This is a genomic window from Pseudomonas sp. KD5 (genome assembly GCF_012932895.1).
In the GTDB taxonomy this organism is placed as follows: domain Bacteria; phylum Pseudomonadota; class Gammaproteobacteria; order Pseudomonadales; family Pseudomonadaceae; genus Aquipseudomonas.
Genome location: NZ_JDWJ01000001.1, coordinates 91,630 through 116,829, shown reverse-complemented (window position 1 = coordinate 116,829; position 25,200 = coordinate 91,630). Strand labels below are relative to the sequence as shown.

Genomic DNA, 25,200 nt, shown 5'->3' with positions numbered 1-25,200 from the left:
ATGTTGCGTATCCTGCTGATCAATGACACCGCAAAAAAAGTCGGGCGTCTGAAGGCGGCTCTGACCGAAGCCGGGTTCGAGGTCATCGACGAGTCTGGCCTGACCATCGACCTGCCCGCGCGCGTCGAAACGGTGCGTCCGGACGTGATCCTGATCGATACCGAGTCACCGAGCCGCGATGTGATGGAGCAAGTGGTGCTGGTGACCCGCGACCAACCACGGCCAATCGTGATGTTCACCGACGAGCACGACCCCGGCGTAATGCGCCAGGCAATCAAGTCCGGCGTCAGTGCCTACATCGTTGAAGGTATTCACGCACAACGCTTGCAGCCGATTCTCGATGTGGCCATGGCGCGCTTTGAAAGCGACCAGGCCCTGCGCGCCCAACTGCACGCCCGCGACCAGCAACTGGCCGAGCGCAAGCGCATTGAGCTGGCCAAGGGGCTGCTGATGAAGATGAAGGACTGCAACGAAGAAGAGGCCTACACCCTGATGCGCCGCCAGGCCATGAGCCGCCAGCAAAAACTGATACAGGTGGCGGAGCAAATCATTGCCATGAGTGAGTTGCTTGGCTGAAGGACGCTATCGCGGGCAAGCCTCGATCTCACGTGTTGGCACAGATCTCGCTAAGTAATCCCTGCAAGGTAACCAACGGCGGTTGCCCCACCTACGACAAAGACGTCGCTCACCTCATTCGCCCCCTTTTGCGAATCAGGTAGCGGCGTTTTTCCGTTTTGGCCCCAGAGACCGGGGCTGGTGGTGCGGCCGTTGCGGCGCCCCACCTGCAAGCTCATGACTCCTTCTTGATACGCCTGACAGCTGAGGTGCGCGATGAATTCAAGCTTCTGGAAATCCGGCCATACCCCGACACTGTTCGCAGCCTTCCTCTATTTCGATCTGAGCTTCATGGTCTGGTACCTGCTCGGCCCTCTGGCGGTGCAGATCGCCGCTGACCTGCACCTGACCACCCAACAGCGCGGGCTGGTAGTGGCCACGCCGATTCTGGCCGGCGCCGTATTGCGCTTTGCGATGGGCCTGCTGGCTGATCGCCTGTCGCCAAAAACCGCCGGGATCATCGGCCAGATAATCGTTATCAGCGCCCTGCTCGTTGCCTGGAAAGTCGGCATCCACAGTTACGAGCAAGCGCTGTTGCTGGGCCTGTTCCTCGGCATGGCCGGTGCATCCTTCGCCGTCGCCCTGCCACTGGCCTCGCAATGGTATCCGCCGCAGCACCAAGGCAAAGCCATGGGCATCGCCGGTGCCGGTAACTCGGGCACCGTGCTGGCCGCCCTGATCGCCCCGGTGCTGGCCGCCGCGTTTGGCTGGAGCAACGTGTTCGGCTTCGCCCTGATCCCGTTGATCCTGACCCTGATCGTCTTCGCCTGGCTGGCCAAGAATGCCCCTGAGCGGCCGAAAGCCAAGTCCATGGCCGACTACCTCAAGGCCCTGGGTGACCGCGACAGCTGGTGGTTCATGTTTTTCTACAGCGTGACCTTCGGCGGCTTCATCGGCCTGGCCAGCGCCCTGCCCGGCTACTTCAACGACCAGTACGGCCTTAGCCCGGTGACCGCCGGTTACTACACCGCTGCTTGCGTGTTCGGTGGCAGCCTGATGCGTCCGCTGGGCGGCGCGCTGGCGGATCGCTTCGGCGGGATTCGCACCCTGTTGGTGATGTACACCGTGGCAGCGATCTGCATTGCGACAGTGGGTTTCAATCTGCCGAGTTCCTACGCAGCGTTGGCGCTTTTCGTCTGCACTATGCTCGGTTTAGGTGCAGGTAACGGTGCCGTGTTCCAGTTGGTGCCGCAGCGTTTTCGTCGGGAGATTGGTGTGATGACCGGTTTGATCGGCATGGCCGGCGGCATCGGTGGCTTCGCACTGGCGGCCGGCATGGGCGCGATCAAGCAAAGTACCGGCAGCTATCAAATGGCCTTGTGGTTGTTCGCCAGCCTCGGCGTACTCGCCTGGTTCGGTCTGCACGGGGTGAAACGTCGCTGGAGAACCACTTGGGGTTCGGCAGCCGTCACCGCTGCTCGCGTGTGAGGATTGAATGAGCCTGCAACTGAGTTTTGCCGAAGCCAGCGCCATCGGGCCTCGCGAAGAGAACCAGGACGCTCTGCGCCTGGTCACTCCGGCCCCGGCACTGGCGGCGAGCAAGGGTTACCTGTTCGCCATCGCCGACGGCGTCAGCCAATGCGCCGACGGCGGTCTCGCGGCCCGTTCGACCTTGCAGGCTTTGGCGCTGGATTATTACGCCACACCGGAAACCTGGGGTGTCGCCCAGGCGCTGGATCGCCTGCTGCTGGCGCAAAACCGCTGGTTGCAGGCCAACGGCGGCGGGCAACCGCTGCTGACCACGGTCAGTGCCTTGGTGATGCGCGGCAGGCGTTTCACTTTGGCGCATGTCGGCGATTGCCGGGTTTACCGCTGGCACGCCGACACCTTGCAACGGGTGAGCGAGGATCACGTCTGGGACCAGCCGGGCATGCAGCATGTGCTCAAGCGGGCCCTGGGGCTGGATCAACATCTGGTGCTGGACTTTCTGGACGGCGAATTGCGCCTGAACGAGAGTTTCGTGCTGCTCAGCGACGGCATCTGGGCCGTGCTGGGCGACACCGCCATCGCGGCGATTCTGCGCGATCAACCTGACCTCAACAGTGCCGCGCAGACCTTGGTCAGCGCCGCGCACCTGGCCGGCAGTCAGGACAATGCCAGCGCCCTGCTGGTGCGGGTCGATGCCCTTGGCGAAACCAGCATTGGCGATGCACTGATTCACCTGCAGCAATGGCCTCTGCCGCCTGCACTGAAACCGGGCCAGACCTTCGAAGGCTGGCAGGTCGAAGGGATTCTCGGCCAGAGCCAGCAATCGCTGCTCTACCGGGTGCGCGATGCACAACAACAGCGCTGGTTGCTGAAAACCTTGCCCGCTGCTCTGCGTGACGATCACCAGGCCGGGCAGGCATTGTTGTCGGAGGAATGGTTTCTCAAGCGCGTGGCCGGTCGGCATTTCCCTGAAGTCCATGCCGCCAGTCAGCGTCAGCATTTGTATTACGTGATGCGTGAATATTCCGGGTCGACCCTGGCTGAGTTGCATGAACGCGTCACAACGCTGCCACTGGCGCAATGGCAGGACCTGGCCGAACGCTTGCTGCGGGCTGTCGGCATCCTGCATCGACGGCAGATTCTGCATCGCGATATCAAACCGGAGAACCTGCTGCTGGGGGACGACGGCGAGTTGCGCCTGCTGGATTTCGGCCTCGCCTACTGTCCGGGGCTGTCCGAAGATCAAGCCTTCGCCCTGCCTGGAACGCCCAGCTATATCGCGCCGGAAGCGTTTCGCGGCGACCCGCCGACACCACAACAGGATCTGTATGCCGTCGGCGTGACCTTGTATTACCTGCTCACCGGGCATTATCCCTACGGCGAAATCGAAGCGTTCCAGCGCCCACGGTTTGGCGTGCCGGTCAGCGCCAGTCGCTACCGACCCGACCTGCCGGAATGGATCGCGCAGAGTCTGGAGCGCGCGGTGGCGGTAGCCCCGGATCAGCGCTTTGAAACGGCAGAAGAATGGTTGCTGGTGTTGGAACAAGGGGAACGACGCAGTTTGAGCGTGCGACCCAGACCGTTGCTGGAGCGCGAGCCGTTGAAGGTTTGGCGGACGTTGGCACTGGTGTCGTTGCTGGTGAACCTGGTGCTGATGTTTTTGCTGTTTCACGGTTAAAAGATCAAAAGATCGCAGCCTGCGGCAGCTCCTTCGGGTGCCCACGATCTCCTGCGGGAGCTGCCGTAGGCTGCGATCTTTTGACTTTTTTGCTTCAAAACCGGGCATAGCGCATTGAACCGGTGCACGAAAACACCCTTCTCCCACGCTGAGAGCCGATAAATTCGGCATATGTCCGACTTGGCACAACCACTGCATTACCTTTCCCAACATACATAAAGCCCGGCCTTCAACGTAGAAGGCTGCGCTGCCCGAGAGAACGGGACAAGGACAAAGGCGTCCTCGCTAGTTAGCTAGCGGGACGCCTTTTTTTGTTTGCGCAAAATTTTGTCGAGCAAGGCCTGAATGCCCTGATGAGGCAGGCCCGAGCTCCCCGGAGAACCTGATGAAAAAACTAAAACTGGTGATGATCGGCAACGGCATGGCCGGGGTTCGTACCCTGGAAGAACTGCTCAAGCTGAGTAATGAGCTGTACGACATCACGGTCTTCGGCGCCGAACCGCATACCAACTACAACCGCATCCTGCTGTCCCCCGTGCTGGCCGGCGAACAGACGTTCGAAGAGATCGTGCTCAACGATCTGGACTGGTACCTGGAAAACAACATCAAGCTGCTGCTCAACCGCAAAGTGGTGGAGATCGACCGGGTCAAACGCCGGGTCATCGCCGAAGACGGCACTGAGGCTGAATACGACCGCCTGCTGATTGCCACCGGCTCGACCCCGTTCATCCTGCCGATCCCCGGCAATACCTTGCAGGGCGTGATCGGCTACCGCGACATCGCCGACACTCAGGTGATGATCGACACCGCCAAGACCCACAAGCACGCCGTGGTCATCGGTGGCGGCCTGCTGGGCCTTGAAGCCGCCAACGGGTTGATGCTGCGGGGCATGCACGTCACCGTGGTGCACATCGGCGAATGGCTGCTGGAGCGCCAACTGGACAAAACCAGCGGCCAACTCCTGCAAACCGCCCTGGAAGCCCGCGGCCTGCATTTCCGCTTGTGCGAACAGACCCAGGCCTTGCACGACGCCGGCAATGGCCGGGTCGGCTCAGTGCAGTTCAAGAACGGCGACATCATCCCCGCCGATCTGGTGGTGATGGCCGCCGGCATTCGCCCCAACACCGAACTGGCGGAAAAAGCCGGCATCCCTTGCAGCCGCGGGATTCTGGTCAACGACACGATGCAAACCTACGACCCTCGGGTGTACGCCATCGGTGAATGCGCCAGCCACCGCGGCACCGCCTACGGCTTGGTCGCACCGCTGTTCGAACAAGCCAAGGTGTGCGCCAACCACCTCGCCCAACTGGGCTTCGCCACTTACAAGGGCTCGGTGACGTCGACCAAATTGAAAGTCACCGGCATCGACCTGTTCTCCGCCGGCGACTTCATGGGCGGCGAAGGCACCGAGACCATCACCCTTTCCGACCCGATCGGCGGAGTCTACAAGAAACTGGTGATCAAGGATGACGTGCTGGTCGGCGCCTGTCTGTACGGCGATACGGCAGACGGCGGTTGGTATTTCCGGCAGATCCGTGAGAACCATGCCATCGGCGAGATCCGCGATCATTTGATGTTCGGCGAAAACGCCTTGGGCGACGTAGGACACCAAGGCCAGGACAAAGCCATGAGCATGGCCGACACCGCCGAAGTCTGCGGCTGTAACGGCGTGTGCAAAGGCACCATCGTCAAAGCCATTCAGGAACACGGGCTGTTCAGCGTCGACGACGTGAAGAAACACACCAAGGCCGCCAGCTCCTGCGGCTCTTGTGCCGGCCTCGTCGAACAGATCCTGATCAACACCGTGGGCGGTGCGGCAGACGTCAAACCGAAAAGCGAAAAAGCCATCTGCGGGTGCAGCGACCTCAACCACGGGCAAATCCGCCAGGCCATCCGCGACCAGCATCTGCTGACCATCGCCGGCACCATGAGCTACCTGAACTGGCGCACGCCGAACGGCTGCGCCACCTGCCGCCCGGCGCTCAACTACTACCTGATTTCCACCTGGCCCGGCGAGGCCAAGGACGATCCGCAATCGCGGCTGATCAACGAACGTGCCCACGCCAACATTCAGAAAGACGGTACTTACTCTGTAGTCCCGCGGATGTGGGGCGGTGTGACCAATCCGTCAGAACTGCGGCGCATCGCCGACGTGGCCGACAAGTACAACGTGCCGATGGTCAAGGTCACCGGCGGCCAACGCATCGACTTGCTGGGGATCAAAAAGCAAGACCTGCCGGGTGTCTGGAAAGACCTCGACATGCCGTCCGGCCACGCCTACGGCAAATCCATCCGCACTGTGAAAACCTGCGTTGGCAGCGAGTTCTGCCGCTTCGGCACCCAAAACTCCACGCAACTGGGCATCGAGCTCGAACATGACCTGTTCAACATGTGGTCGCCGCACAAAGTGAAACTGGCCGTCTCCGGCTGCCCACGCAACTGCTCGGAAGCGGGGATCAAGGACGTCGGAATTATCGGCGTGGATTCCGGCTGGGAGATGTACATCGGTGGCAACGGCGGGATCAAGACCGAAGTCGCGGAGTTCTTCGTCAAGCTGAAAACCGCCGAAGAAGTGCGCGAATACAATGGTGCGTTCCTGCAGCTGTACCGCGAAGAAGCCTTCTACCTCGAGCGCACCGTGCATTACCTGCAACGGGTCGGCATGGAACACATCAAGAAAGCTGTGCTGGAAGACCCGGTACGGCGCAAGGCACTCAACGAACGCCTGCAATTCTCCCTGTCGTTCGAACAGGATCCGTGGAAGGAACGCCTCGAGCAACCACTGCTGAAAAAAGAATTCGAGGTCATTCCCGTGAAGAACCTGGAGGTGTCGGCATGAACTGGCTGGATATCTGCGCACTGGAAGAGATCAACACCCTTGGCTCGCGGATCGTCGCCGGCCCGAAAGGTGACATTGCGATTTTTCGTACGAGCGACGATGAGGTTTTCGCCCTCGACGACCGCTGCCCACACAAGGGCGGACCACTGTCCCAAGGCTTGATCTACGGCAAACGGGTCGCCTGCCCACTACACAATTGGCAGATCGATCTGGAAACCGGTGAGGCCCAGGCTCCCGATATCGGCTGCGCCCACCATCACTCGGCACGGGTCGAGAATGGCCGGGTGTTGCTGGCCCTGCGGGAAGCAAGCTGATGGACCGCCAAATCACCGCCTCCACCTGCTGCTACTGCGGGGTCGGCTGCGGCGTGCTGATCGAACACGACGGCGAACGCATCCTCGGCGTCAGTGGCGATCCGGCACACCCGGCCAACTTCGGCAAATTGTGCAGTAAAGGTTCGACCTTGCACCTGACCGGCGACCTGACCGCGCGCGCCCTGTACCCTGAGTTGCGCCTGGGCAAAGGCCTGGCCCGCAGCCGCACCGACTGGGACACCGCCCTCGATCACGCTGCCAACGTATTCGCGCAAACCATCACCGAGCACGGCCCGGACAGCGTCGCGTTCTATATCTCCGGGCAATTGCTGACCGAGGATTACTACGCCTTCAACAAACTGGCGCGAGCACTGGTGGGCACCAACAACATCGACAGCAATTCACGGCTGTGCATGTCTTCAGCGGTGGTCGGCTACAAGCGCAGCCTCGGCGCCGACGCTCCGCCCTGCAACTACGAAGACCTGGAGCTGAGCGACTGCGTGATGATCGTCGGCAGCAACATGGCCTACGCCCACCCGATCCTGTTTCGTCGCCTGGAAGAAGCCAAATCCCGCCGTCCGCAGATGAAAGTCATCGTCATCGACCCACGGCGCACCGACACCTGCGATTTGGCTGACCTGCACCTGGCGATTCTGCCCGGTACCGATGTCGCGTTGTTCCATGGGATTTTGCACCTGCTGCTGTGGGAAGACTGGATCGACCGCGACTTCATCAAGGCCCATACCGAAGGCCTGGCCGAACTGAAAAAACTGGTGCGCGATTACACCCCGACAATGGTTTCGCAACTCTGTGGCATCAGCGTCGAGCAACTGCAGCAATGTGCGGAATGGGTCGGCACGTCACCGAGCTTTCTGTCGCTGTGGTGCATGGGGCTGAATCAGTCCACCGCCGGCAGCGCGAAGAACAGTGCGCTGATCAACCTGCACCTGGCCACCGGGCAAATCGGCCGGCCCGGCGCAGGACCTTTCTCACTAACCGGTCAGCCCAATGCCATGGGCGGCCGCGAAACTGGCAGTTTGTCGAACCTGCTGCCAGGCCATCGCGAAGCGGCCAATGCCGAACACCGCGCGCAAGTGGCAACCTATTGGGGCGTTGATCAACTGCCCGAAAACGCTGGGCTAACAGCCATCGAACTGTTCGAGCAGATGCGCAGCGGCAAGATCAAAGCCCTGTGGATCGCCTGCACCAACCCTGCGCAGTCGATGCCGGACCAGACCGCCGTGCGCGAGGCACTGCAAGCCTGTCCATTCGTGGTATTGCAGGAAGCCTTCCACACCACCGAGACCGCCGCGTTCGCCGACCTGCTGCTGCCCGCCGCCAGTTGGGGTGAAAAGGACGGCACGGTCACCAACTCCGAGCGGCGCATTTCCCACGTCCGTCGAGCCATCGGCGCACCCGGTGAAGCACGGTCCGACTGGGCGATCACGGTGGATTTCGCACAGCGCCTGGAAAAACATCTGCGTCCCGGAGCCACTAGTCTGTTTGCCTTTGAAACCCCGGCGCAGGTTTTTGACGAATACAAACAACTGACTCGTGGCCGCGACCTCGACCTGTCCGGGATCAGTCATGAGTTGATCGACCAGCTCGGTCCGCAGCAATGGCCTTTCCCCACCGGAGCCCGCGAAGGCACCGCGCGGTTGTACCTCGACGGGGTTTTCCCGACCGCCAGCGGGCGTGCACAGTTTGTGACCGACCCGTATCGCGCCGCCAAGGAGCAACGCGATGCACGCTTCCCGCTGACCCTGATCACCGGCCGCCTGCGCGACCAATGGCACGGCATGAGCCGCACCGGCACCGCCGCGCAATTGTTCGGCCATGTCAGCGAAGCCGTGCTGAGCCTGCACCCGGACGAGCTGCGTCGGCATCGCCTGCAACCTGGCGACCTGATCAATCTGAAAAGCCGCCGGGGCGCGGTGATCCTGCCGGTCAGCAGCGACGACAGCGTACGTCCGGGCCAGGCCTTCCTGCCGATGCATTGGGGCGACCGTTTTCTCAAGGGCGGCGTGAATACCCTCACCCTTCCCGCCTTCGATCCATTGTCGAAACAGCCGGAACTCAAACATAGCGGCGTGCGACTCGAGCCTGTGAATTTGCCCTGGCAGCTTTTCGCCCTGATTGAAGGCGATGTTCAACAGCATCTGGAGACACTGCGACCACTCTGTGAGGCGTTTTCCTACGCCAGCCTCAGCCTCGCCGGCCGTGAACGCCCTGCGCTGCTGATACGCGCTGCCAGCGCCACCGCGCCAGAGCCACAGCTATTGCGTGATATCGATCAATGCCTGGGGCTCAACGATGGCCCGGTGTTGGCCTATGACGATCCCCGGCGCTCGATCGGTAAGCGGGTTCGTATCGAAAACAGCCGGATCACCGCGATTCGCCTGGCCGGTGAAACGCTCGCCCAGCACTGGCTGCAAAGCCTGTGGCTCGAAGGTCGCGCCGACGAACAACTGCGCCGTTGGCTGCTGGCACCCTTGAGTGCGCCACCAGGCAACACTGGCGCCCCGGCATCCGACAGCAAAACCCTGTGCAACTGCATGAACGTCAGCCAGAACGCAGTCTGCGCCGGCATCAGCCGTGGCCTGGACTTGCAGGGCTTGAAACAAGAATTGGGCTGCGGCACGCAATGCGGCTCCTGCGTCCCGGAAATCAAGCGTTTGCTGGCCGCCACCGCGCAGCCAGTCGCCGTCACCTCGTGAGGAAAACACTATGAACGCAAAAGTCTGGCTGGTGGGTGCGGGTCCCGGCGATCCGGAATTGCTGACCCTCAAGGCGGTTCGCGCGTTGCGCGAAGCGGACGTGGTGTTGATCGACGATCTGGTCAATCCTGCGGTGTTGGAGCATTGCTCGAATGCCCGGATTATTCCTGTGGGCAAGCGCGGTGGCTGTCGCTCCACGCCTCAAGCCTTCATTCATCGCCTGATGCTGCGTTATACCCGCCACGGCAAATGCGTGGTGCGGCTCAAGGGTGGCGATCCGTGCATCTTCGGGCGCGGTGGTGAAGAGGCGCAGTGGTTGCGTGAACGTGGCGTCAAGGTTGAGCTGGTCAATGGCATCACCGCTGGCCTTGCCGGCGCGACCCAATGCGATATTCCGCTGACGCTGCGGGGCGTAGCACGTGGCGTGACACTGGTCACGGCCCACACTCAGGATGACAGTAGCCTGAACTGGCAGGCCCTGGCTCAAGGCGGCACCACGTTGGTGATCTACATGGGTGTCGCAAAACTGAGCGAGATTCGTGAGCAACTGCTGGCCGGAGGTATGGCAGCGGATACACCGGTGGCAATGATTGAAAACGCTTCGCTGCCGTACCAACGGGAATGTCGGAGTGACCTGACAGCGATGGAAGAGGATGCCCTCAGCTTTCAGTTGAAAAGCCCGGCGATCCTGGTGATCGGTGCCGTGGCAGCCTGTGCAACTTCATCTCTGTGGGAGCGTGGGTTGCCCGCGATGACGGCCGATCAATCAGCCTGAACCCTACCTATCGCCCCCACTTCACCAAATCGCAGACAAAGAAAAGCCCGGCCTAAGCCGGGCTTTTCTTGAGCTGCGAGCTAATTACTTAGCTGCTGCTTCAACCTTCGCTTCTACGCGACGGTTTACAGCGCGACCAGCTTCAGTGGCGTTATCAGCAACTGGGCGGGATTCGCCGTAGCCAACAGACTGAACGCGGGACGGCGAAACACCGTACTGGTTGGTCAGAACTTGCTTAACGGCGTTTGCACGACGCTCGGACAGTTTCTGGTTGTAAGCGTCAGGACCGACGGAGTCAGTGTGACCTTCAACAACAGTAGTGGTGGATGGGTACTGCTTCATGAAGTCAGCCAGGTTTTTGATGTCGCCGTAGCTGTTAGGCTTGACTACCGACTTGTTGAAGTCGAATTTCACGTCCAGCTCAACACGAACAACTTCAGCAACTGCTGGGCAGCCATCAGCGTCAACAGTTACGTTGGCTGGGGTGTCTGGGCACTTGTCAACGTTGTCGCAAACGCCATCGTTGTCGCTGTCGGAGCAAACTTCAGCCGGTGCTGGAACTGGAGCAGCAGCAGGCTTGGAGCCGCCACCGAAGTTCACACCGATACCGACGCTAGGAGCCCACTCGGTGTCGCCCTGGTCGATGTTGTACTGAGCTTCAACGCCAGCACGGGCGTAGAAGTTTTCAGTGAAGTACAGCTTGGCACCGCCGCCAACGTTGGCGAAAGTGGAGCGGTTACGACCCGAACCGTTCTGGCCAATGCTCTGGTCCGAGAAACCGGCAGAAACGTATGGACGGATCATGTCGCCTGGGTTGTTGAAGTGGTACAGAGCGTCCAGAGCGGTATCAGCGCCCTTTACGTTGCGACCATCATCTGCACGTACGTTGTGCACTTCGTCGTAGGCCAGACGCAGTTCTACGTCGTCGGTCAGGAAGTAACCAACCGAGCCGCCGAACAGGTTGCCGTTGTTCTTGAAGTTACGATCGCTGTCGTACTGTTCTTTCTTGGCGAAGCCTTCGATTTCAACTGCGCCTTGGCCTTGTGCCAGCGCGCCGAACGAAGTAGCGGCAATAAGAGAACCAATGGCCAAGCCCAAGGTGTTTTTCAGTTTCATCCGTTAAATCCCCATCTGGTGATTGTGAAGCAGTCCCGCAAACCGGGGGACAACTCGGCGGCAAGTCTATCAGAACTTGCCTACACGTAAGAGATATTTGCGCCAAACTAAGTTTCGGCAATGCCTGCAAATTTCTCACGCAATTTGTCTAGAGCGCGTTTGTACCGCATTTTTGTTGCACTCAAACCCATGTGCATGATGTCTGCGATCTCCTGAAACTCCAGCTCTGCGACAAAACGTAGCACCAGAATTTCACGGTCAATCGGGTTCACATACACCAGCCAGCGATCAAGTCCGCCCTTCTCCTCGGGTTTCGGCGCCTTTTCTTCAGACGCTTCCTCGAGGGGGTCCAGACTCAAAGCGTCCATCAAGCGACGCTTACGCCGTTCCTTCCGATACTGTGTGATGCACTCGTTGTACGTAATGCTGTAGAGCCACGTTTTGAACTTCGATTTGCCCTCGAAGTTCTTCAGGCCGTACAGCACCTTCAACATCACTTCCTGACAGACATCGTCTGCATCACGATCGTTCCCCAGATACCGTGCACAAACGTTAAATAATGTTCGCTGGTAACGCCGCATCAGTTCTTCATAGGCGCGCGTTACGTGAAACAGCTCGGAGTGCGAGCGCGCGACCAACTCCTCATCAGAGAGCTCGCGGGGGTCGTAGCGCGTGGAGAGCGATTGAGCTTTATTCAAAACAAGTCGGGCCGACAGTCAGGTCAATGTCCGCCGCTGCCCTTCAGGGCAATTTGCGGCGGCATACATTAGCAGGATTTGCCGGGTTAGCGGCTACTCACATGCTGCTCCAGGAGAATCCGATTCGAGAGAGAGACTAGCTCACCCTCGTCGGTCAGCACCGTGGTTTTCACCGTGCCGATCTCTTCGATCTGCCCTTCGACCTCGCCAACACGCACTTGTTGCCCAACCTGATACAACTCACGCACATAGATTCCCGCAAGAATCTGACCAGCAATTTCCCGGCTTCCCAACCCCATGGCCAGCGCAACCGCCAGACCAACGGTAATCAAGACGATCACAATCACGTGGTTGAGCAGGTCTGTCTTGACCTCCAACTGGCTGATCGCAACCGAAATACTGATGATGATCACCAGGCCCTGGGCAATCCGCCCCAGTCCCGCGGCGTAATCCAGCCCTACGCCTTCTGCCGCGCCACGCACCAACCCATTGGCCAGTTGCGCCAGCAAGACACCTACCAGCAGCACCAGCGCCGCGCCGAATACTTTCGGAACATACAACGCCAGCATGTCCAGCGTAGCCGAAACTCGTTCAAGTCCAAGGGATTCTGCGGCAGAAACGAGAAAAATCAGCAGGACGAACCAGTAAACAATTTTGCCGATCAGCGTCGAAATAGGCACCTGGAGGCCGGCGCGGGACAGCAATTTGGTCAGTCCGGTGCCGCCCATCAGGCGATCAAGGCCCAATTTGGCGAGCAATTTTGAGAGCAGCGTGTCCAGCAGCTTGGCCACGACAAAACCCAGCAGCAGCACAACCAGTGCGCCAAACAGGTTCGGAATGAAGTTCGCAACTTTGGTCCACAACGCAGTCATTGCAGTGACGAGGCTCTGAGTCCAGAGATCAAGTTCCATATTCAATCAGCCTTATCAGCAGTGCGAGCGGTAGGTTTACGCAGACGAGAAACCGGCGCGACATGGGCCGATCCGTTATTCAGGGCAATCATCAGCGCGGGCAGCCAACGGCCCAGCAGGCTGAACAGATCACCGGCACCGACCTGGCGGTTGGCGGTTTTCAGTACACGCCCCAGACAGGCATCGTCGTCACGGCTGGACGGCGATGCTTTGAGCATGTCACGCAAAGACTGTTCAAACGGATCGTGCATACGCACCTCTCGTGATGTCTGTCAAAGACGCGGTTAAATTTGGTCGGGTCACATGGCTCATCGTCAGACCCAGCGCAAACGTCGGAATAACCACCACTGCCCCAGCGCTACCAAGATCATCAACAGGCAGGCGATCAGGAAGCCGTAGGGGCTGGCAGAGAATGGAATACCGCCGACGTTGATGCCCAAAAGACCGGTCAGAAAACTCATCGGCAAAAAGATCCCGGTGATGATCCCGAAGCGGTACATCGTGCGGTTCATGCGCACGCTCAAACGCCGGTCTTCAGCCTCCAGGACCAGCCCCACGCGCTCCCGGGTCAACTCCAGCTCCTCGAGATACCGGGTCAGGCTGTTGTTCAATTCGTTCCAGTAATCGCCATCGTCTTCGCAGAACCACGGCAGTTTTATCCGCGTCAGCTGACCGAAAATATCCCGCTGCGGCGCCAGAAAACGCTTCAGTCCAGCGGCCCTGCGGCGGATCTGCAAAACAGCCCCATGCTCAGGTGTATACCGTTCGTCGGCATCCAGCCTTTCTTCTTCCTCATCGACAACTTCCGAGAGGTCGCCGACCAGATCCTGCACTTTATGGGTGAGGTATTGCGCCATATACAGGATCAGCTCGGAAGCGCTTCTCGGCCCTTTGCCGTCAGCCAGTTGCACCAACAACTCTTCAGTGGCGCGCAACGGCCGCAGACGCAGGGAAATCACCCGTTGGGCCGAACCGAAGATCCGCACCGAGACCATGTCTTCCGGCTCCGCGCCCGGGTTCAAGTTGACCCCACGCAAAAACAGCAGCAGTTCAGAGTCCGGCAGCGGTAAAAGACGCGGTCGGGTGTTCTCTTCCAGCAACAAATCGCAACTAAATTCACTCAGCCCGCTGGATTTGCGCAGCCAGGTCTGGGTTTGCGGGTGACTGCGATCCCAGTGCAGCCACAAGCTTTCGTGGGCCTGCAGCTGCAAGTCATCGAGTTCAGTCCGGGCTATCGAACGCGCACCGCCTTTACCGTCCAGCACCAGGGCATGCACCAGCCCCCACTGCGCGTTTTCTTCCTCGAACATCCTCACCCCTATTCTTGAAACAAAAAGCCAGCAGCGCTTATTCAGGCATTTTCAGCGGGCTTGGCGAGACGATCACGCCGTTGTTGTCCGCATAAACGTAGTGGCCCGGGTGAAAGGTCACGCCCGCGAAGGTCACGGCAACGTTGAGATCGCCAACACCGCGCCTGTCGGTTTTCATCGGGTGACTGGCCAGGGCCTGAACCCCCAGATCAGTTTGCGCGATGACGTCGACGTCGCGGATGCAACCGTAGATCACCAGCCCTTCCCAACCGTTGTTCGCGGCTTTCTCGGCCAGCATGTCGCCCAACAGCGCGCGGCGCAGGGAACCGCCACCGTCGACCACCAGCACCTTGCCGTTGCCCTTGAGCTCGACTTGCTCCCTGACCCGCGAGTTGTCTTCGAAACATTTGATGGTCACGATTTCGCCGCCGAAAGAATCACGGCCGCCGAAATTGCTGAACATCGGTTCCAGCACCTGCACCAGCTCCGGATAGGCGTCGCACAGGTCAGGCGTGAGGTAATGATTCATCGAGAAACTCCTGTAACAAGGAAGACAATCGAGTATGCAGCATACTCGGGCCAAGGCTGGACGGTTGCAAATCGCTCCATACGCACGAACACAGCGACCGCATCAATCACTCAAAGTGACCAGAACCACTCAATGCGTCACATATTAGCCGCAAGCCGACCAGAGAGAAATGCCCTTGTTAGAGCATCAGGCTCAAATCGCTGTGGCCAAATCCGGCTTTTCACCCAGTAAAGGCGTCTGTTGATCCGCCAGCCAGCGAGCCACCAACGGCCAGACTTCAGCCTGCGCAGCCTTGCTGACCAGCATTTCCACGTGACCGAAATTATCGCCAAAGCCTTGCTCGCGGCCAAGGGTGATGAACTGCTTGTGCTCGGAGCCGACTTGATCGAACAGCTTATGGCAGGCCCAGGTCGGGTCCTGATGATCGCCCGCGGCACTCACGGCCAGCACCGGCAATTGCACCTCGGCCAAACCCGCCCACCAGTCTTTGTCGGCATCGCCGAAGCGGCCGAACAGCCCGTACCAACGCATGCTTTCCAGGGCCAGGCCTATCGGCTCGTCCTCCGGGCCGCGCTTGAGCCGAGAGCCCGACAGTTGGGCAAAACGCTTGAGAATGAAGCGCCCGCTCCACTCCACCGGTGGAAACTTCAACGGCCAGTAAGTACGGCTGACTTGCGTGCCGAAAAACGCCGCGGAAGCCACGGCGGGCTCGCCCAGGTACTGGCCGCCCAACGCCGCGGCGAGGGTAATGCCGCCCAGCGAATGGCCGATCCAGTGCGGGATCTGGCCGCTTTGCTCGCGCACGAACGCGCCAATGGCCGGCAAATCGTAACGCGCATAGTCGGCGACGCTGTTCTGGCGATAGTTCTGGTTGCGCTGAGACAGGCCGTGACCGCGCATTTCCGGAATCCACACATCGAATCCCAGACGCGTCAGGTAAGCGCCCAGGCCCAAACCTTTGGGAGAAAACCAGAACCGCCGATTGGAAAAGCTGCCGTGCAGCAGAATCACCGGCACGCCACGCACCGCCGGCTCATCGGCCAGGCCCAGGCGTGTCACAGCCAGCTCAACGGTGCCGTCGGGGCTGTTGCCGGGTTTCAAACGATAGACGTCTTCGCTCAGATCGCCGCGCCGCTCGGCGCTGATCAGGGCGACAGGAAATAGGTTGCTGCTACTTTGCATATGCTCTTGCACAAAAAAGGGCGGCATCCAGAGGAGCCCGCCCTACTTGAATCTCTGAAAGGGCCGATCACAGATCGGCCCTTTCACTCACACCATCAAGCCGAAGCCTGACCTTCAGCCAGGAAGAACCAGGTTTCCAGTACGGAATCGGGGTTCAGCGAAACGCTTTCGATGCCCTGCTCCATCAGCCACTTGGCCAGGTCCGGGTGGTCCGAAGGGCCCTGACCGCAGATGCCGATGTACTTGCCGGCCTTGTTGCACGCGGCAATGGCGTTGGCCAGCAGTTTCTTGACTGCAGGGTTACGCTCGTCGAACAGGTGCGCGATGATCCCGGAGTCACGGTCCAGGCCCAGTGTGAGCTGGGTCAGGTCGTTGGAGCCGATGGAGAAACCGTCGAAGAACTCGAGGAATTCTTCAGCCAGGATCGCGTTGGACGGCAGTTCGCACATCATGATCACGCGCAGACCGTTGTCGCCACGGGCCAGACCGTTTTCAGCCAGCAGATCGACCACCTGGCTCGCTTCGCCCAGGGTACGGACGAACGGCACCATGATCTCAACGTTGGTCAGGCCCATCTCGTTACGCACGCGCTTGAGGGCGCGGCACTCGAGCTCGAAGCAGTCACGGAACGATTCGCTGATGTAACGCGAAGCGCCACGGAAGCCCAGCATCGGGTTTTCTTCTTCCGGCTCGTAGAGCTTGCCGCCGATCAGGTTCGCGTATTCGTTGGACTTGAAGTCCGACAGACGCACGATGACCTTTTTCGGCCAGAACGCTGCCGCCAGGGTGCTGATGCCTTCGACCAGTTTGTCGACATAGAAGCCGACCGGGTCGTTGTAACCGGCAATGCGCTTGTCGACGCTGTCCTTGATTTCCTGCGGCAGGCCGCCGTAGTTCAACAGCGCCTTGGGGTGCACGCCGATCATGCGGTTGATGATGAATTCCAGACGGGCCAGGCCCACACCGGCGTTCGGCAGTTGCGCGAAGTCGAAGGCGCGGTCCGGGTTGCCGACGTTCATCATGATCTTGAACGGCAGCTCCGGCATGGCATCCACGGAGTTTTTCTTGATGTCGAAGCCCAGTTCGCCTTCGAAGATGTAACCGGTGTCGCCTTCAGCGCAGGAAACGGTCACGCCCTGGCCGTCTTTCAACAGCTGGGTGGCGTTGCCGCAACCGACCACGGCCGGGATGCCCAGCTCGCGAGCGATGATCGCCGCGTGGCAGGTACGGCCGCCACGGTTGGTGACGATGGCGCTGGCGCGCTTCATGACCGGTTCCCAGTCCGGGTCGGTCATGTCGGAAACCAGCACGTCGCCCGGCTGGACTTTGTCCATCTCGGACACGTCCTTGATGATCCGCACCTTGCCGGCGCCGATGCGCTGGCCGATGGCGCGACCTTCCACCAGCACGGTGCCGGTTTCTTTCAACAGGTAACGTTCCATGACGTTGGCCTGGGTGCGGCTCTTCACGGTTTCCGGACGGGCCTGCACGATGTAGAGCTTGCCGTCGTCGCCGTCTTTGGCCCATTCGATGTCCATCGGGCACTTGTAGTGCTTCTCGATGATCATCGCCTGCTTGGCCAGTTCGCTGACTTCGGCGTCGGTCAGGCAGAAACGTGCGCGATCAGCCTTGTCGACATCGACGGTCTTGACCGAACGACCGGCCTTGGCTTCGTCGCCGTAGATCATCTTGATGGCTTTGCTGCCCAGGTTGCGACGCAGGATGGCCGGGCGGCCGGCTTCCAGCGTGCCTTTGTGGACGTAGAACTCATCCGGGTTCACCGCGCCTTGTACGACGGTTTCACCCAGGCCGTAGGCGCCGGTGATGAACACCACGTCACGGAAGCCCGATTCGGTATCGAGGGTGAACATCACGCCGGCGGTGCCGGTTTCGGAGCGGACCATGCGCTGCACGCCAGCCGACAGGGCCACCAGCTTGTGGTCGAAGCCCTGGTGGACGCGGTAGGAAATGGCGCGATCGTTAAACAGTGAAGCGAACACCTCTTTGGCGGCGCGAATGACGTTTTCGACACCACGGATGTTCAGGAAGGTTTCCTGCTGACCGGCGAAGGAAGCGTCCGGCAGGTCTTCGGCGGTAGCGGAAGAGCGCACGGCCACGGCCATGTCAGGGTTGCCGGCCGACAGCGTGGCGAACGCGGTGCGGATCTCGGCGTTGAGCTTCTCGGGGAACTCGGCTTCCATGATCCATTGACGGATCTGGGCGCCGGTCTTGGCCAAGGCGTTTACATCATCGACGTCCAGGGCGTCGAGGGCGGCGTGGATCTGATCGTTCAGGCCGCTCAGTTCCAGAAAATCACGATAAGCCTGAGCTGTCGTGGCAAAGCCACCTGGCACCGATACACCGGCGCCTGCAAGGTTACTGATCATCTCGCCCAGGGATGCGTTCTTGCCCCCCACATGCTCTACATCATGGACGCCGAGCTTATCGAGGGAAACTACGTACTCTACCAAGGTGATCTCTCCACTAACTGTGTTGGAAAAGCTCAGAAGCCGGCGACTCGGGGGAGCCTTTGCCGGCTGTATGGCCTGGACCTGGAAAATAAGTGAGAATGCGGGCCATCGGTGGCCGACAAATCGCGCCTACTATATCCAAGAATCGTCACTAGCTTAAGGCCCAAGGTGCAAATGAAACGATCTGCTTTCTTTATCTCCGATGGCACCGGCATTACCGCCGAAACCCTCGGCCAAAGCCTGCTGGCGCAGTTCGAAAACATTACCTTCAGCAAAATCATACGACCGTATATCGACGACGTAGATAAAGCGCGGGCCATGGTACAACAAATCAACAAAGCCGCCGAAAACGATGGTTTTCGTCCGATTATTTTCGACACCATTGTCAATCAGGACATTCGTGAGATTCTCGCAACGTCGAATGGTTTCATGATCGACATTTTCTCGACCTTCCTGGCGCCCCTTGAACAGGAGCTGACCGAGCATTCTTCCTACACCGTCGGCAAATCCCACTCCATCGGCCATAACTCCAATTACATGGAGCGCATCGAGGCGGTGAACTTCGCCCTCGACAATGACGATGGCGCCCGCACGCACTATTACGACAAAGCTGACCTGATACTAGTAGGCGTGTCGCGATGCGGCAAAACACCGACGTGTTTGTACATGGCCATGCAATTCGGCATCCGCGCAGCCAACTATCCGCTGACCGAAGACGACATGGAGCGTCTGCAACTGCCGACCGCCCTGCGCGCCCACCAGCACAAGCTGTTCGGCCTGACCATCGATCCGGACCGCCTCACCGCAATCCGCAACGAACGCAAGCCCAACAGCCGCTATTCGAGCTACGCGCAGTGCGAATTCGAAGTGCGCGAGGTGGAGAATCTGTTCCGACGCGAGAACATTCCCCACATCAATTCAACGCATTTCTCCGTGGAAGAGATTTCGGCGAAGATTCTGGTGGAAAAAGGTGTGGAGCGGCGGTTCAAGTAGCTTCCCGGCGCCTGCTCCACCGCCTTCGCGGGCAAGCCTTGCTCCTACAGGGTTCGGTGTGAATCACGTGACCTGTAGGAGCCAGGCTTGCCCGCGAAGAACGATAACGCGGCCAGCTAGATCACAAACAAATCCACAAACCGGTTCACCGGCGTCGCCTCAAGTGCTGCCGGGTCCTTGCACAGCGCAAGGATCCCGGCGCTTCGCTGAGCAGTGAAACGTGTTGCCAGATTGGCCTTGAATTTTTCTTCCAGCAACGGAATGCCATCAGCACGGCGCCGGCGATGACCAATCGGGTACTCCACCACCACGTTATCGGTGCTGGAACCATCCTTGAAGAACACCTGCAGCGCATTGGCGATGGAGCGTTTGTCCGGTTCCAGGTATTCGCGGGTGAAACGCGGGTCTTCGACAATGACCATCTTGTCGCGTAGCACATCGATAATCGGGTGCGCGGCGTGGAAGTCGTCTTCGTACTGCTCAGCTACCAGATTGCCGAATACCAGAGGCACGGCGGTCATGTACTGGAGGCAGTGATCGCGGTCCGCGGCGTTGGCCAGCGGGCCGACCTTGGAGATGATGCGGATCGCCGATTCGTGGGTGGTGATAACGATCCTGTCGATTTCATGCAGGCGATTCCTGACCAATGGATGCAGGGTGACGGCTGCTTCGCAGGCCGTTTGCGCGTGGAACTCGGCGGGAAAGCTGATCTTGAACAGCACGTTTTCCATCACATAGCTGCCGAACGGCCGGGAAAAACTGAAAGCGCGCTTGCCTTCAGGCTTGAGCCCCAGGTCGTTGTTGGTGTGGCTGAACAGTACATCGTAGAAACCCCATAGCTTGGCGGTCAGTACGCCGGGGATGCCCATCTCACCACGCATCGCAATGTCCGCCAGACGCACGCCCCGACTGGTCGCATCTCCGGCCGCCCAGGATTTACGCGATCCGGCGTTCGGCGCATGCCGGTAAGTGCGCAGCGCCTGGCCGTCGGCAAAGGCATGGGACAACGCCGACAGCAGTTGCTCGCGATTGGCGCCCATGAGTTTGGCAGTGACGGCGGTCGAGGCGACTTTCACCAGAATCACGTGATCGAGACCGACGCGGTTGAACGAATTTTCCAGGGCGATCACGCCTTGAATCTCGTGCGCCATGATCATGGCTTCCAGCACAGCGCGAATGGTCAACGGGGCGTCGCCATTGGCCAGGCGCTTTTGCGACAGGTGGTCGGCCACCGCGAGAATACCGCCGAGGTTATCGGACGGATGGCCCCATTCGGCGGCGAGCCAGGTGTCGTTGTAATCGAGCCAGCGGACGATGCAACCGATGTCCCAAGCGGCCTTGACCGGGTCGAGACGATAGCTGGTGCCGGGCACGCGGGCGCCGAAGGGAACGACAGTGCCTTCGACGATAGGGCCCAGGTGTTTGGTGCATTCGGGGAAACGCAGCGCCAGTAAGCCGCAGCCAAGGGTGTCCATCAGGCAATTGCGGGCAGTATCAAGCGCCTCGGGCGACTGGATGGTGAAATTGAGGACGTAGTCGGCGATGTCCTGCAGAACCGTGTCGTAGTCGGGGCGGGTGTTCAGGTCGACGTTGGCGCTCATGTTCGATTCACTCTTGAAGTGGTTCGTTGATGGGACCTCGGTTCAGGGTAGTCTCAGTCGGTACAACACTCTTGTTTTGGAAATGCATCACCTGTGGGAGCGGCGCTCCCACAGGGATTTGTGTATGCCTGGATTGAGGTTAGAAACAATCCCCCGGCACACGGACATATCCTTCCATCAACACCCGCGCACTGCGGCTCATGATGGCTTTTTTCACCGTCCACTCACCGTTGACCTGAGCGGCCTCGGCGCCCACGCGCAAGGTGCCGGACGGATGACCGAAGCGCACGGCGTTGCGTTCGATGCCGCCCGCCGCCAGATTGACCAGCGTGCCGGAAATCGCTGCCGCCGTGCCGATCGCCACCGCGGCCGTGCCCATCATGGCGTGGTGCAGCTTGCCCATGGACAGCGCGCGCACCAGCAGGTCGATGTCGGTGGCTGCGATTTTCTTGCCGCTGGACGCGATGTAATCCGCCGGCTTGGCGACGAACGCGACCTTCGGCGTGTGCTGGCGCTTGGCGGCTTCATCCAGGTGTTCAATCAGCCCCATGCGCAGCGCACCGTAAGCGCGGATGGTTTCGAACATTGCCAACGCCTCCAGGTCACTGTTGATCGCGCCCTGCAACTCGGTGCCGGTGTAGCCGATGTCTTCGGCGTTGATGAATATGGTCGGGATACCAGCGTTGATCAGGGTTGCCTTAAGCGTGCCGACGCCCGGCACTTCAAGGTCGTCCACCAGATTGCCGGTGGGGAACATCGAGCCACCGCCGCCCTCTTCTTCCGCCGCCGGATCCATGAATTCGAGCTGCACTTCGGCGGCCGGAAAGGTCACGCCGTCGAGTTCGAAATCACCGGTTTCCTGCACCTCGCCATTGGTGATCGGCACATGAGCGATGATGGTCTTGCCGATGTTGGCCTGCCACACGCGCACCACCGCCACACCGTTGTGCGGAATGCGGCTGGCATCCACCAGGCCATTGCTGACGGCGAACGAACCGACCGCCGCCGACAGGTTGCCGCAGTTGCCGCTCCAGTCGACGAAGGGCTTGTCGATGGCGACCTGACCGAACAGGTAATCGACGTCGTGATCGGCCTTGATGCTTTTCGACAGGATCACGGTTTTGCTGGTGCTGGATGTCGCGCCGCCCATGCCGTCGATTTGCTTCTCGTACGGATCGGGGCTGCCGATCACGCGCAGCAACAAGGCATCGCGGGCGGTGCCTGGCATCTGCGCCGCTTCGGGCAAATCCTTGAGGCTGAAGAACACGCCTTTGCTGGTGCCGCCGCGCATGTAGGTGGCAGGGATTTTTATCTGAGATGCGTGAGCCATATTGATCCTGTATGGCCAGCGCGGGACTTGAAATCCCGCGCGGCTCGTCGTGTTAAACGGCAACCGCCGACTCTTCGAGGAAGTCCTGAGCGAAACGCTGCAACACGCCGCCGGCCTCGTAGATCGACACTTCTTCGGCGGTGTCGAGGCGGCAGGTCACCGGCACTTCGACGCGTTCACCGTTCTTGCGGTTGATCACCAGCGTCAACGTCGCGCGCGGGGTGCGATCGCCGATCACGTCATAGGTTTCGCTGCCATCTATCCCTAAGGTTTTACGATTGGTACCCGGCAGGAACTCCAGCGGCAACACGCCCATGCCCACCAGGTTGGTGCGGTGAATGCGCTCGAAACCTTCGGCGGCAATCGCTTCCACCCCCGCCAGACGCACGCCTTTGGCCGCCCAGTCCCGGGACGAACCCTGGCCATAGTCGGCACCGGCAATGATGATCAGCGGCTGTTTGCGCTCCATGTAGGTTTCGATGGCTTCCCACATGCGCATCACTTTGCCTTCCGGCTCCACGCGGGCAAGAGAACCCTGCTTGACCTTGCCGTTTTCCTGCACCATTTCATTGAACAGTTTCGGGTTGGCGAAGGTTGCGCGCTGCGCGGTCAAGTGGTCGCCGCGGTGCGTGGCGTAGGAGTTGAAGTCCTCTTCCGGCAGGCCCATTTTCGCCAGGTACTCACCCGCTGCGCTGTCGAGCATGATCGCGTTCGAAGGCGACAGGTGATCGGTGGTGATGTTGTCTGGCAGCACCGCCAGCGGGCGCATGCCCTTGAGCGGACGCGCGCCGGCCAGCGCGCCTTCCCAGTACGGCGGACGACGGATGTAGGTGCTCATCTCGCGCCAGTCGTACAGCGGCGTGACTTTCGGGCCGGTATCTTCGTGGATGGCGAACATCGGAATGTACACTTGGCGGAACTGCTCCGGCTTGACCGAGGCCTTGACCACCGCGTCGATTTCTTCGTCGCTCGGCCAGATGTCTTTCAGGCGGATTTCCTTGCCATCGACCACGCCCAGTACATCTTTTTCGATGTCGAAACGGATGGTGCCGGCGATGGCATAAGCCACCACCAATGGCGGCGATGCGAGGAACGCCTGCTTGGCGTACGGGTGAATCCGCCCGTCGAAGTTGCGGTTGCCGGAGAGTACGGCGGTGGCGTACAGGTCGCGGTCGATGATCTCTTGCTGGATCACCGGATCCAGCGCGCCGGACATGCCATTGCAGGTGGTGCAAGCGAAGGCCACGACGCCGAAGCCGAGTTGCTCCAGCTCTTTGGTCAGGCCGGCTTCATCCAGATACAGCGCCACGGTTTTCGAACCGGGTGCCAGGGACGACTTGACCCATGGCTTGCGGGTCAGCCCAAGCTTGTTGGCATTGCGCGCCAGCAGGCCGGCGGCAATGACGTTGCGCGGGTTGCTGGTGTTGGTGCAACTGGTGATGGCAGCGATGATCACCGCGCCGTCCGGCATCTGGCCGGGCACGTCTTCCCACTGGCCGGAGATGCCTTTGGCAGCCAGATCCGAGGTCGCAACACGCGCATGCGGGTTGCTCGGGCCGGCCATGTTGCGCACCACCGAGGACAGATCGAAGCTCAACCCGCGCTCGTATTGCGCGCCTTTGAGGCTATCGGCCCACAGGCCGGTCTGTTTGGCGTAGTTCTCGACCAGTTGCACTTGCTCGTCTTCACGGCCGGTGAGTTTCAGGTAGTCGATGGTCTGCTGGTCGATGTAGAACATTGCCGCAGTGGCGCCGTATTCCGGGGCCATGTTGGAAATGGTCGCGCGGTCGCCAAGGGTGAGGTTTGACGCGCCTTCACCAAAGAACTCCAGCCATGCGCCAACGACTTTTTGTTTGCGCAGGTATTCGGTCAGCGCCAGCACCATGTCGGTGGCGGTGATGCCCGGTTGCAGCTTGCCGGTGAGTTCGACGCCAACGCTTTCCGGCAGACGCATCCACGAGGCGCGACCGAGCATCACGCTTTCCGCTTCCAGACCACCAACGCCAATGGCGATCACGCCCAGCGCATCAACGTGCGGGGTATGACTGTCGGTGCCGACGCAGGTATCGGGGAAAGCCACGCCGTCGCGCACCTGGATCACCGGCGACATTTTCTCCAGGTTGATCTGGTGCATGATCCCGTTGCCTGGCGGGATCACGTCGACGTTCTTGAAGGCTTTCTTGGTCCAGTTGATGAAGTGGAAACGGTCTTCGTTGCGACGGTCTTCGATGGCGCGGTTCTTTTCGAACGCCATGGGATCGAAGCCGCCGGACTCGACGGCCAGCGAGTGATCGACGATCAATTGCGTTGGCACCACCGGGTTCACTTGCGCCGGGTCGCCGCCTTGCAGGGCGATGGCATCGCGCAAGCCGGCAAGGTCCACCAGGGCGGTCTGGCCGAGAATGTCGTGGCACACCACGCGGGCCGGAAACCACGGGAAGTCGAGGTCGCGTTTGCGCTCGATCAGTTGCTTCAGGGAATCGGTGAGCGTGGCCGGGTCGCAGCGACGCACGAGGTTTTCCGCCAGCACGCGGGAGGTGTACGGCAGGGTGTCGTAGGCGCCGGGTGCAATGGCATCGACCGCCGCACGGACGTCGAAATAATCCAGAGAGCTGCCGGGCAGCGGTTTGCGGAATTCAGTATTCATCGTCAGGACTCGGTCACGGTAATTTCAATAGGTAGGCGCCTGGCAC

At 60.3% G+C, this 25,200-nt stretch carries 19 protein-coding genes; 8 read left to right on the top strand and 11 right to left on the bottom strand.

What is annotated here, in order from left to right:
• From AF70_RS00555 to cobA, 7 genes are all read left to right on the top strand, one after another.
• On the top strand, positions 1-576 hold the full coding sequence (locus AF70_RS00555; RefSeq protein WP_018925269.1) for an ANTAR domain-containing response regulator: 576 nt from the start codon (positions 1-3) through the stop codon (positions 574-576).
• A 255-nt stretch (positions 577-831) separates the two neighbouring features.
• Positions 832-2,043: a NarK/NasA family nitrate transporter gene (locus tag AF70_RS00550; RefSeq protein WP_028941085.1), complete on the top strand. Its 1,212-nt coding sequence runs from the start codon at positions 832-834 to the stop codon at positions 2,041-2,043.
• 7 nt (positions 2,044-2,050) lie between these two features.
• Positions 2,051-3,721, top strand: a complete 1,671-nt coding sequence (locus tag AF70_RS00545) for a bifunctional protein-serine/threonine kinase/phosphatase (protein ID WP_019579757.1) — start codon at positions 2,051-2,053, stop codon at positions 3,719-3,721.
• 385 nt (positions 3,722-4,106) lie between these two features.
• Complete coding sequence (gene nirB / locus AF70_RS00540) at positions 4,107-6,560, top strand: nitrite reductase large subunit NirB (RefSeq protein WP_028941084.1); 2,454 nt, start codon at positions 4,107-4,109, stop codon at positions 6,558-6,560.
• Positions 6,557-6,874 (top strand): nitrite reductase small subunit NirD, encoded by a 318-nt coding sequence (gene nirD / locus AF70_RS00535; protein WP_018925265.1) that lies wholly within the window; start codon positions 6,557-6,559, stop codon positions 6,872-6,874. The genes nirB and nirD overlap by 4 nt, the downstream gene beginning before the upstream one ends.
• Positions 6,874-9,591, top strand: coding sequence for a nitrate reductase (locus AF70_RS00530; RefSeq protein ID WP_028941083.1), 2,718 nt, complete (start codon positions 6,874-6,876; stop codon positions 9,589-9,591). The genes nirD and AF70_RS00530 overlap by 1 nt, the downstream gene beginning before the upstream one ends.
• Before the next feature lie 10 nt (positions 9,592-9,601).
• A complete protein-coding gene (cobA, locus tag AF70_RS00525; protein WP_019579754.1) occupies positions 9,602-10,366 on the top strand; it encodes a uroporphyrinogen-III C-methyltransferase in 765 nt (254 codons plus the stop codon).
• An 84-nt stretch (positions 10,367-10,450) separates the two neighbouring features.
• Here cobA and AF70_RS00520 read toward each other — a convergent pair whose 3' ends face one another.
• From AF70_RS00520 to ppsA, 8 genes are all read right to left on the bottom strand, one after another.
• Positions 10,451-11,482 carry an OmpA family protein gene (locus tag AF70_RS00520; RefSeq protein WP_019579753.1) on the bottom strand — a complete coding sequence of 344 codons (1,032 nt, stop codon included), beginning with the start codon at positions 11,480-11,482 and terminating at the stop codon, positions 10,451-10,453.
• 107 nt (positions 11,483-11,589) lie between these two features.
• Positions 11,590-12,180: an RNA polymerase sigma factor SigX gene (sigX, locus tag AF70_RS00515; protein WP_026331741.1), complete on the bottom strand. Its 591-nt coding sequence runs from the start codon at positions 12,178-12,180 to the stop codon at positions 11,590-11,592.
• Between the two features lie 86 nt (positions 12,181-12,266).
• Entirely contained in the window at positions 12,267-13,091 is an 825-nt protein-coding gene (locus AF70_RS00510) for a mechanosensitive ion channel domain-containing protein (RefSeq protein WP_007940637.1), read from the bottom strand.
• 2 nt (positions 13,092-13,093) lie between these two features.
• A complete protein-coding gene (locus tag AF70_RS00505; protein ID WP_007940635.1) occupies positions 13,094-13,342 on the bottom strand; it encodes a hypothetical protein in 249 nt (82 codons plus the stop codon).
• Positions 13,343-13,405: 63 nt separating this feature from the next.
• Entirely contained in the window at positions 13,406-14,401 is a 996-nt protein-coding gene (locus AF70_RS00500; protein ID WP_028941082.1) for a zinc transporter ZntB, read from the bottom strand.
• Positions 14,402-14,438: 37 nt separating this feature from the next.
• The gene (gene rraA, locus AF70_RS00495; RefSeq protein WP_028941081.1) at positions 14,439-14,930 is read right to left on the bottom strand and encodes a ribonuclease E activity regulator RraA; all 492 of its coding nucleotides are present in this window, start codon (positions 14,928-14,930) and stop codon (positions 14,439-14,441) included.
• A gap of 192 nt (positions 14,931-15,122) precedes the next feature.
• Positions 15,123-16,112: an alpha/beta fold hydrolase gene (locus AF70_RS00490; RefSeq protein WP_018925258.1), complete on the bottom strand. Its 990-nt coding sequence runs from the start codon at positions 16,110-16,112 to the stop codon at positions 15,123-15,125.
• 95 nt (positions 16,113-16,207) lie between these two features.
• Positions 16,208-18,583 carry a phosphoenolpyruvate synthase gene (gene ppsA, locus AF70_RS00485; protein ID WP_019579749.1) on the bottom strand — a complete coding sequence of 792 codons (2,376 nt, stop codon included), beginning with the start codon at positions 18,581-18,583 and terminating at the stop codon, positions 16,208-16,210.
• A gap of 174 nt (positions 18,584-18,757) precedes the next feature.
• Here ppsA and AF70_RS00480 point away from each other — a divergent pair, with 174 nt between their 5' ends.
• A complete protein-coding gene (locus tag AF70_RS00480) occupies positions 18,758-19,576 on the top strand; it encodes a pyruvate, water dikinase regulatory protein (RefSeq protein WP_007940629.1) in 819 nt (272 codons plus the stop codon).
• A gap of 116 nt (positions 19,577-19,692) precedes the next feature.
• Here AF70_RS00480 and prpD read toward each other — a convergent pair whose 3' ends face one another.
• From prpD to acnD, 3 genes are all read right to left on the bottom strand, one after another.
• Positions 19,693-21,177: a 2-methylcitrate dehydratase gene (gene prpD, locus AF70_RS00475; RefSeq protein WP_028941080.1), complete on the bottom strand. Its 1,485-nt coding sequence runs from the start codon at positions 21,175-21,177 to the stop codon at positions 19,693-19,695.
• Positions 21,178-21,316: 139 nt separating this feature from the next.
• Positions 21,317-22,507 carry a 2-methylaconitate cis-trans isomerase PrpF gene (gene prpF, locus AF70_RS00470; RefSeq protein ID WP_019579747.1) on the bottom strand — a complete coding sequence of 397 codons (1,191 nt, stop codon included), beginning with the start codon at positions 22,505-22,507 and terminating at the stop codon, positions 21,317-21,319.
• A 52-nt stretch (positions 22,508-22,559) separates the two neighbouring features.
• Positions 22,560-25,154, bottom strand: coding sequence for a Fe/S-dependent 2-methylisocitrate dehydratase AcnD (gene acnD, locus AF70_RS00465; protein WP_028941079.1), 2,595 nt, complete (start codon positions 25,152-25,154; stop codon positions 22,560-22,562).
• Positions 25,155-25,200: the final 46 nt, after the last annotated feature.

Coding starts and splice junctions, on each gene's coding strand:
- AF70_RS00555 (WP_018925269.1), top strand. CDS start 1: ATGTTGCGTATCCTGCTGATCAATGACACCGCAAAAAAAGTCGGGCGT.
- AF70_RS00550 (WP_028941085.1), top strand. CDS start 832: ATGAATTCAAGCTTCTGGAAATCCGGCCATACCCCGACACTGTTCGCA.
- AF70_RS00545 (WP_019579757.1), top strand. CDS start 2,051: ATGAGCCTGCAACTGAGTTTTGCCGAAGCCAGCGCCATCGGGCCTCGC.
- nirB (WP_028941084.1), top strand. CDS start 4,107: ATGAAAAAACTAAAACTGGTGATGATCGGCAACGGCATGGCCGGGGTT.
- nirD (WP_018925265.1), top strand. CDS start 6,557: ATGAACTGGCTGGATATCTGCGCACTGGAAGAGATCAACACCCTTGGC.
- AF70_RS00530 (WP_028941083.1), top strand. CDS start 6,874: ATGGACCGCCAAATCACCGCCTCCACCTGCTGCTACTGCGGGGTCGGC.
- cobA (WP_019579754.1), top strand. CDS start 9,602: ATGAACGCAAAAGTCTGGCTGGTGGGTGCGGGTCCCGGCGATCCGGAA.
- AF70_RS00520 (WP_019579753.1), bottom strand. CDS start 11,482: ATGAAACTGAAAAACACCTTGGGCTTGGCCATTGGTTCTCTTATTGCC.
- AF70_RS00510 (WP_007940637.1), bottom strand. CDS start 13,091: ATGGAACTTGATCTCTGGACTCAGAGCCTCGTCACTGCAATGACTGCG.
- AF70_RS00505 (WP_007940635.1), bottom strand. CDS start 13,342: ATGCACGATCCGTTTGAACAGTCTTTGCGTGACATGCTCAAAGCATCG.
- AF70_RS00500 (WP_028941082.1), bottom strand. CDS start 14,401: ATGTTCGAGGAAGAAAACGCGCAGTGGGGGCTGGTGCATGCCCTGGTG.
- rraA (WP_028941081.1), bottom strand. CDS start 14,930: ATGAATCATTACCTCACGCCTGACCTGTGCGACGCCTATCCGGAGCTG.
- AF70_RS00490 (WP_018925258.1), bottom strand. CDS start 16,112: ATGCAAAGTAGCAGCAACCTATTTCCTGTCGCCCTGATCAGCGCCGAG.
- AF70_RS00480 (WP_007940629.1), top strand. CDS start 18,758: ATGAAACGATCTGCTTTCTTTATCTCCGATGGCACCGGCATTACCGCC.
- prpD (WP_028941080.1), bottom strand. CDS start 21,177: ATGAGCGCCAACGTCGACCTGAACACCCGCCCCGACTACGACACGGTT.
- prpF (WP_019579747.1), bottom strand. CDS start 22,507: ATGGCTCACGCATCTCAGATAAAAATCCCTGCCACCTACATGCGCGGC.
- acnD (WP_028941079.1), bottom strand. CDS start 25,154: ATGAATACTGAATTCCGCAAACCGCTGCCCGGCAGCTCTCTGGATTAT.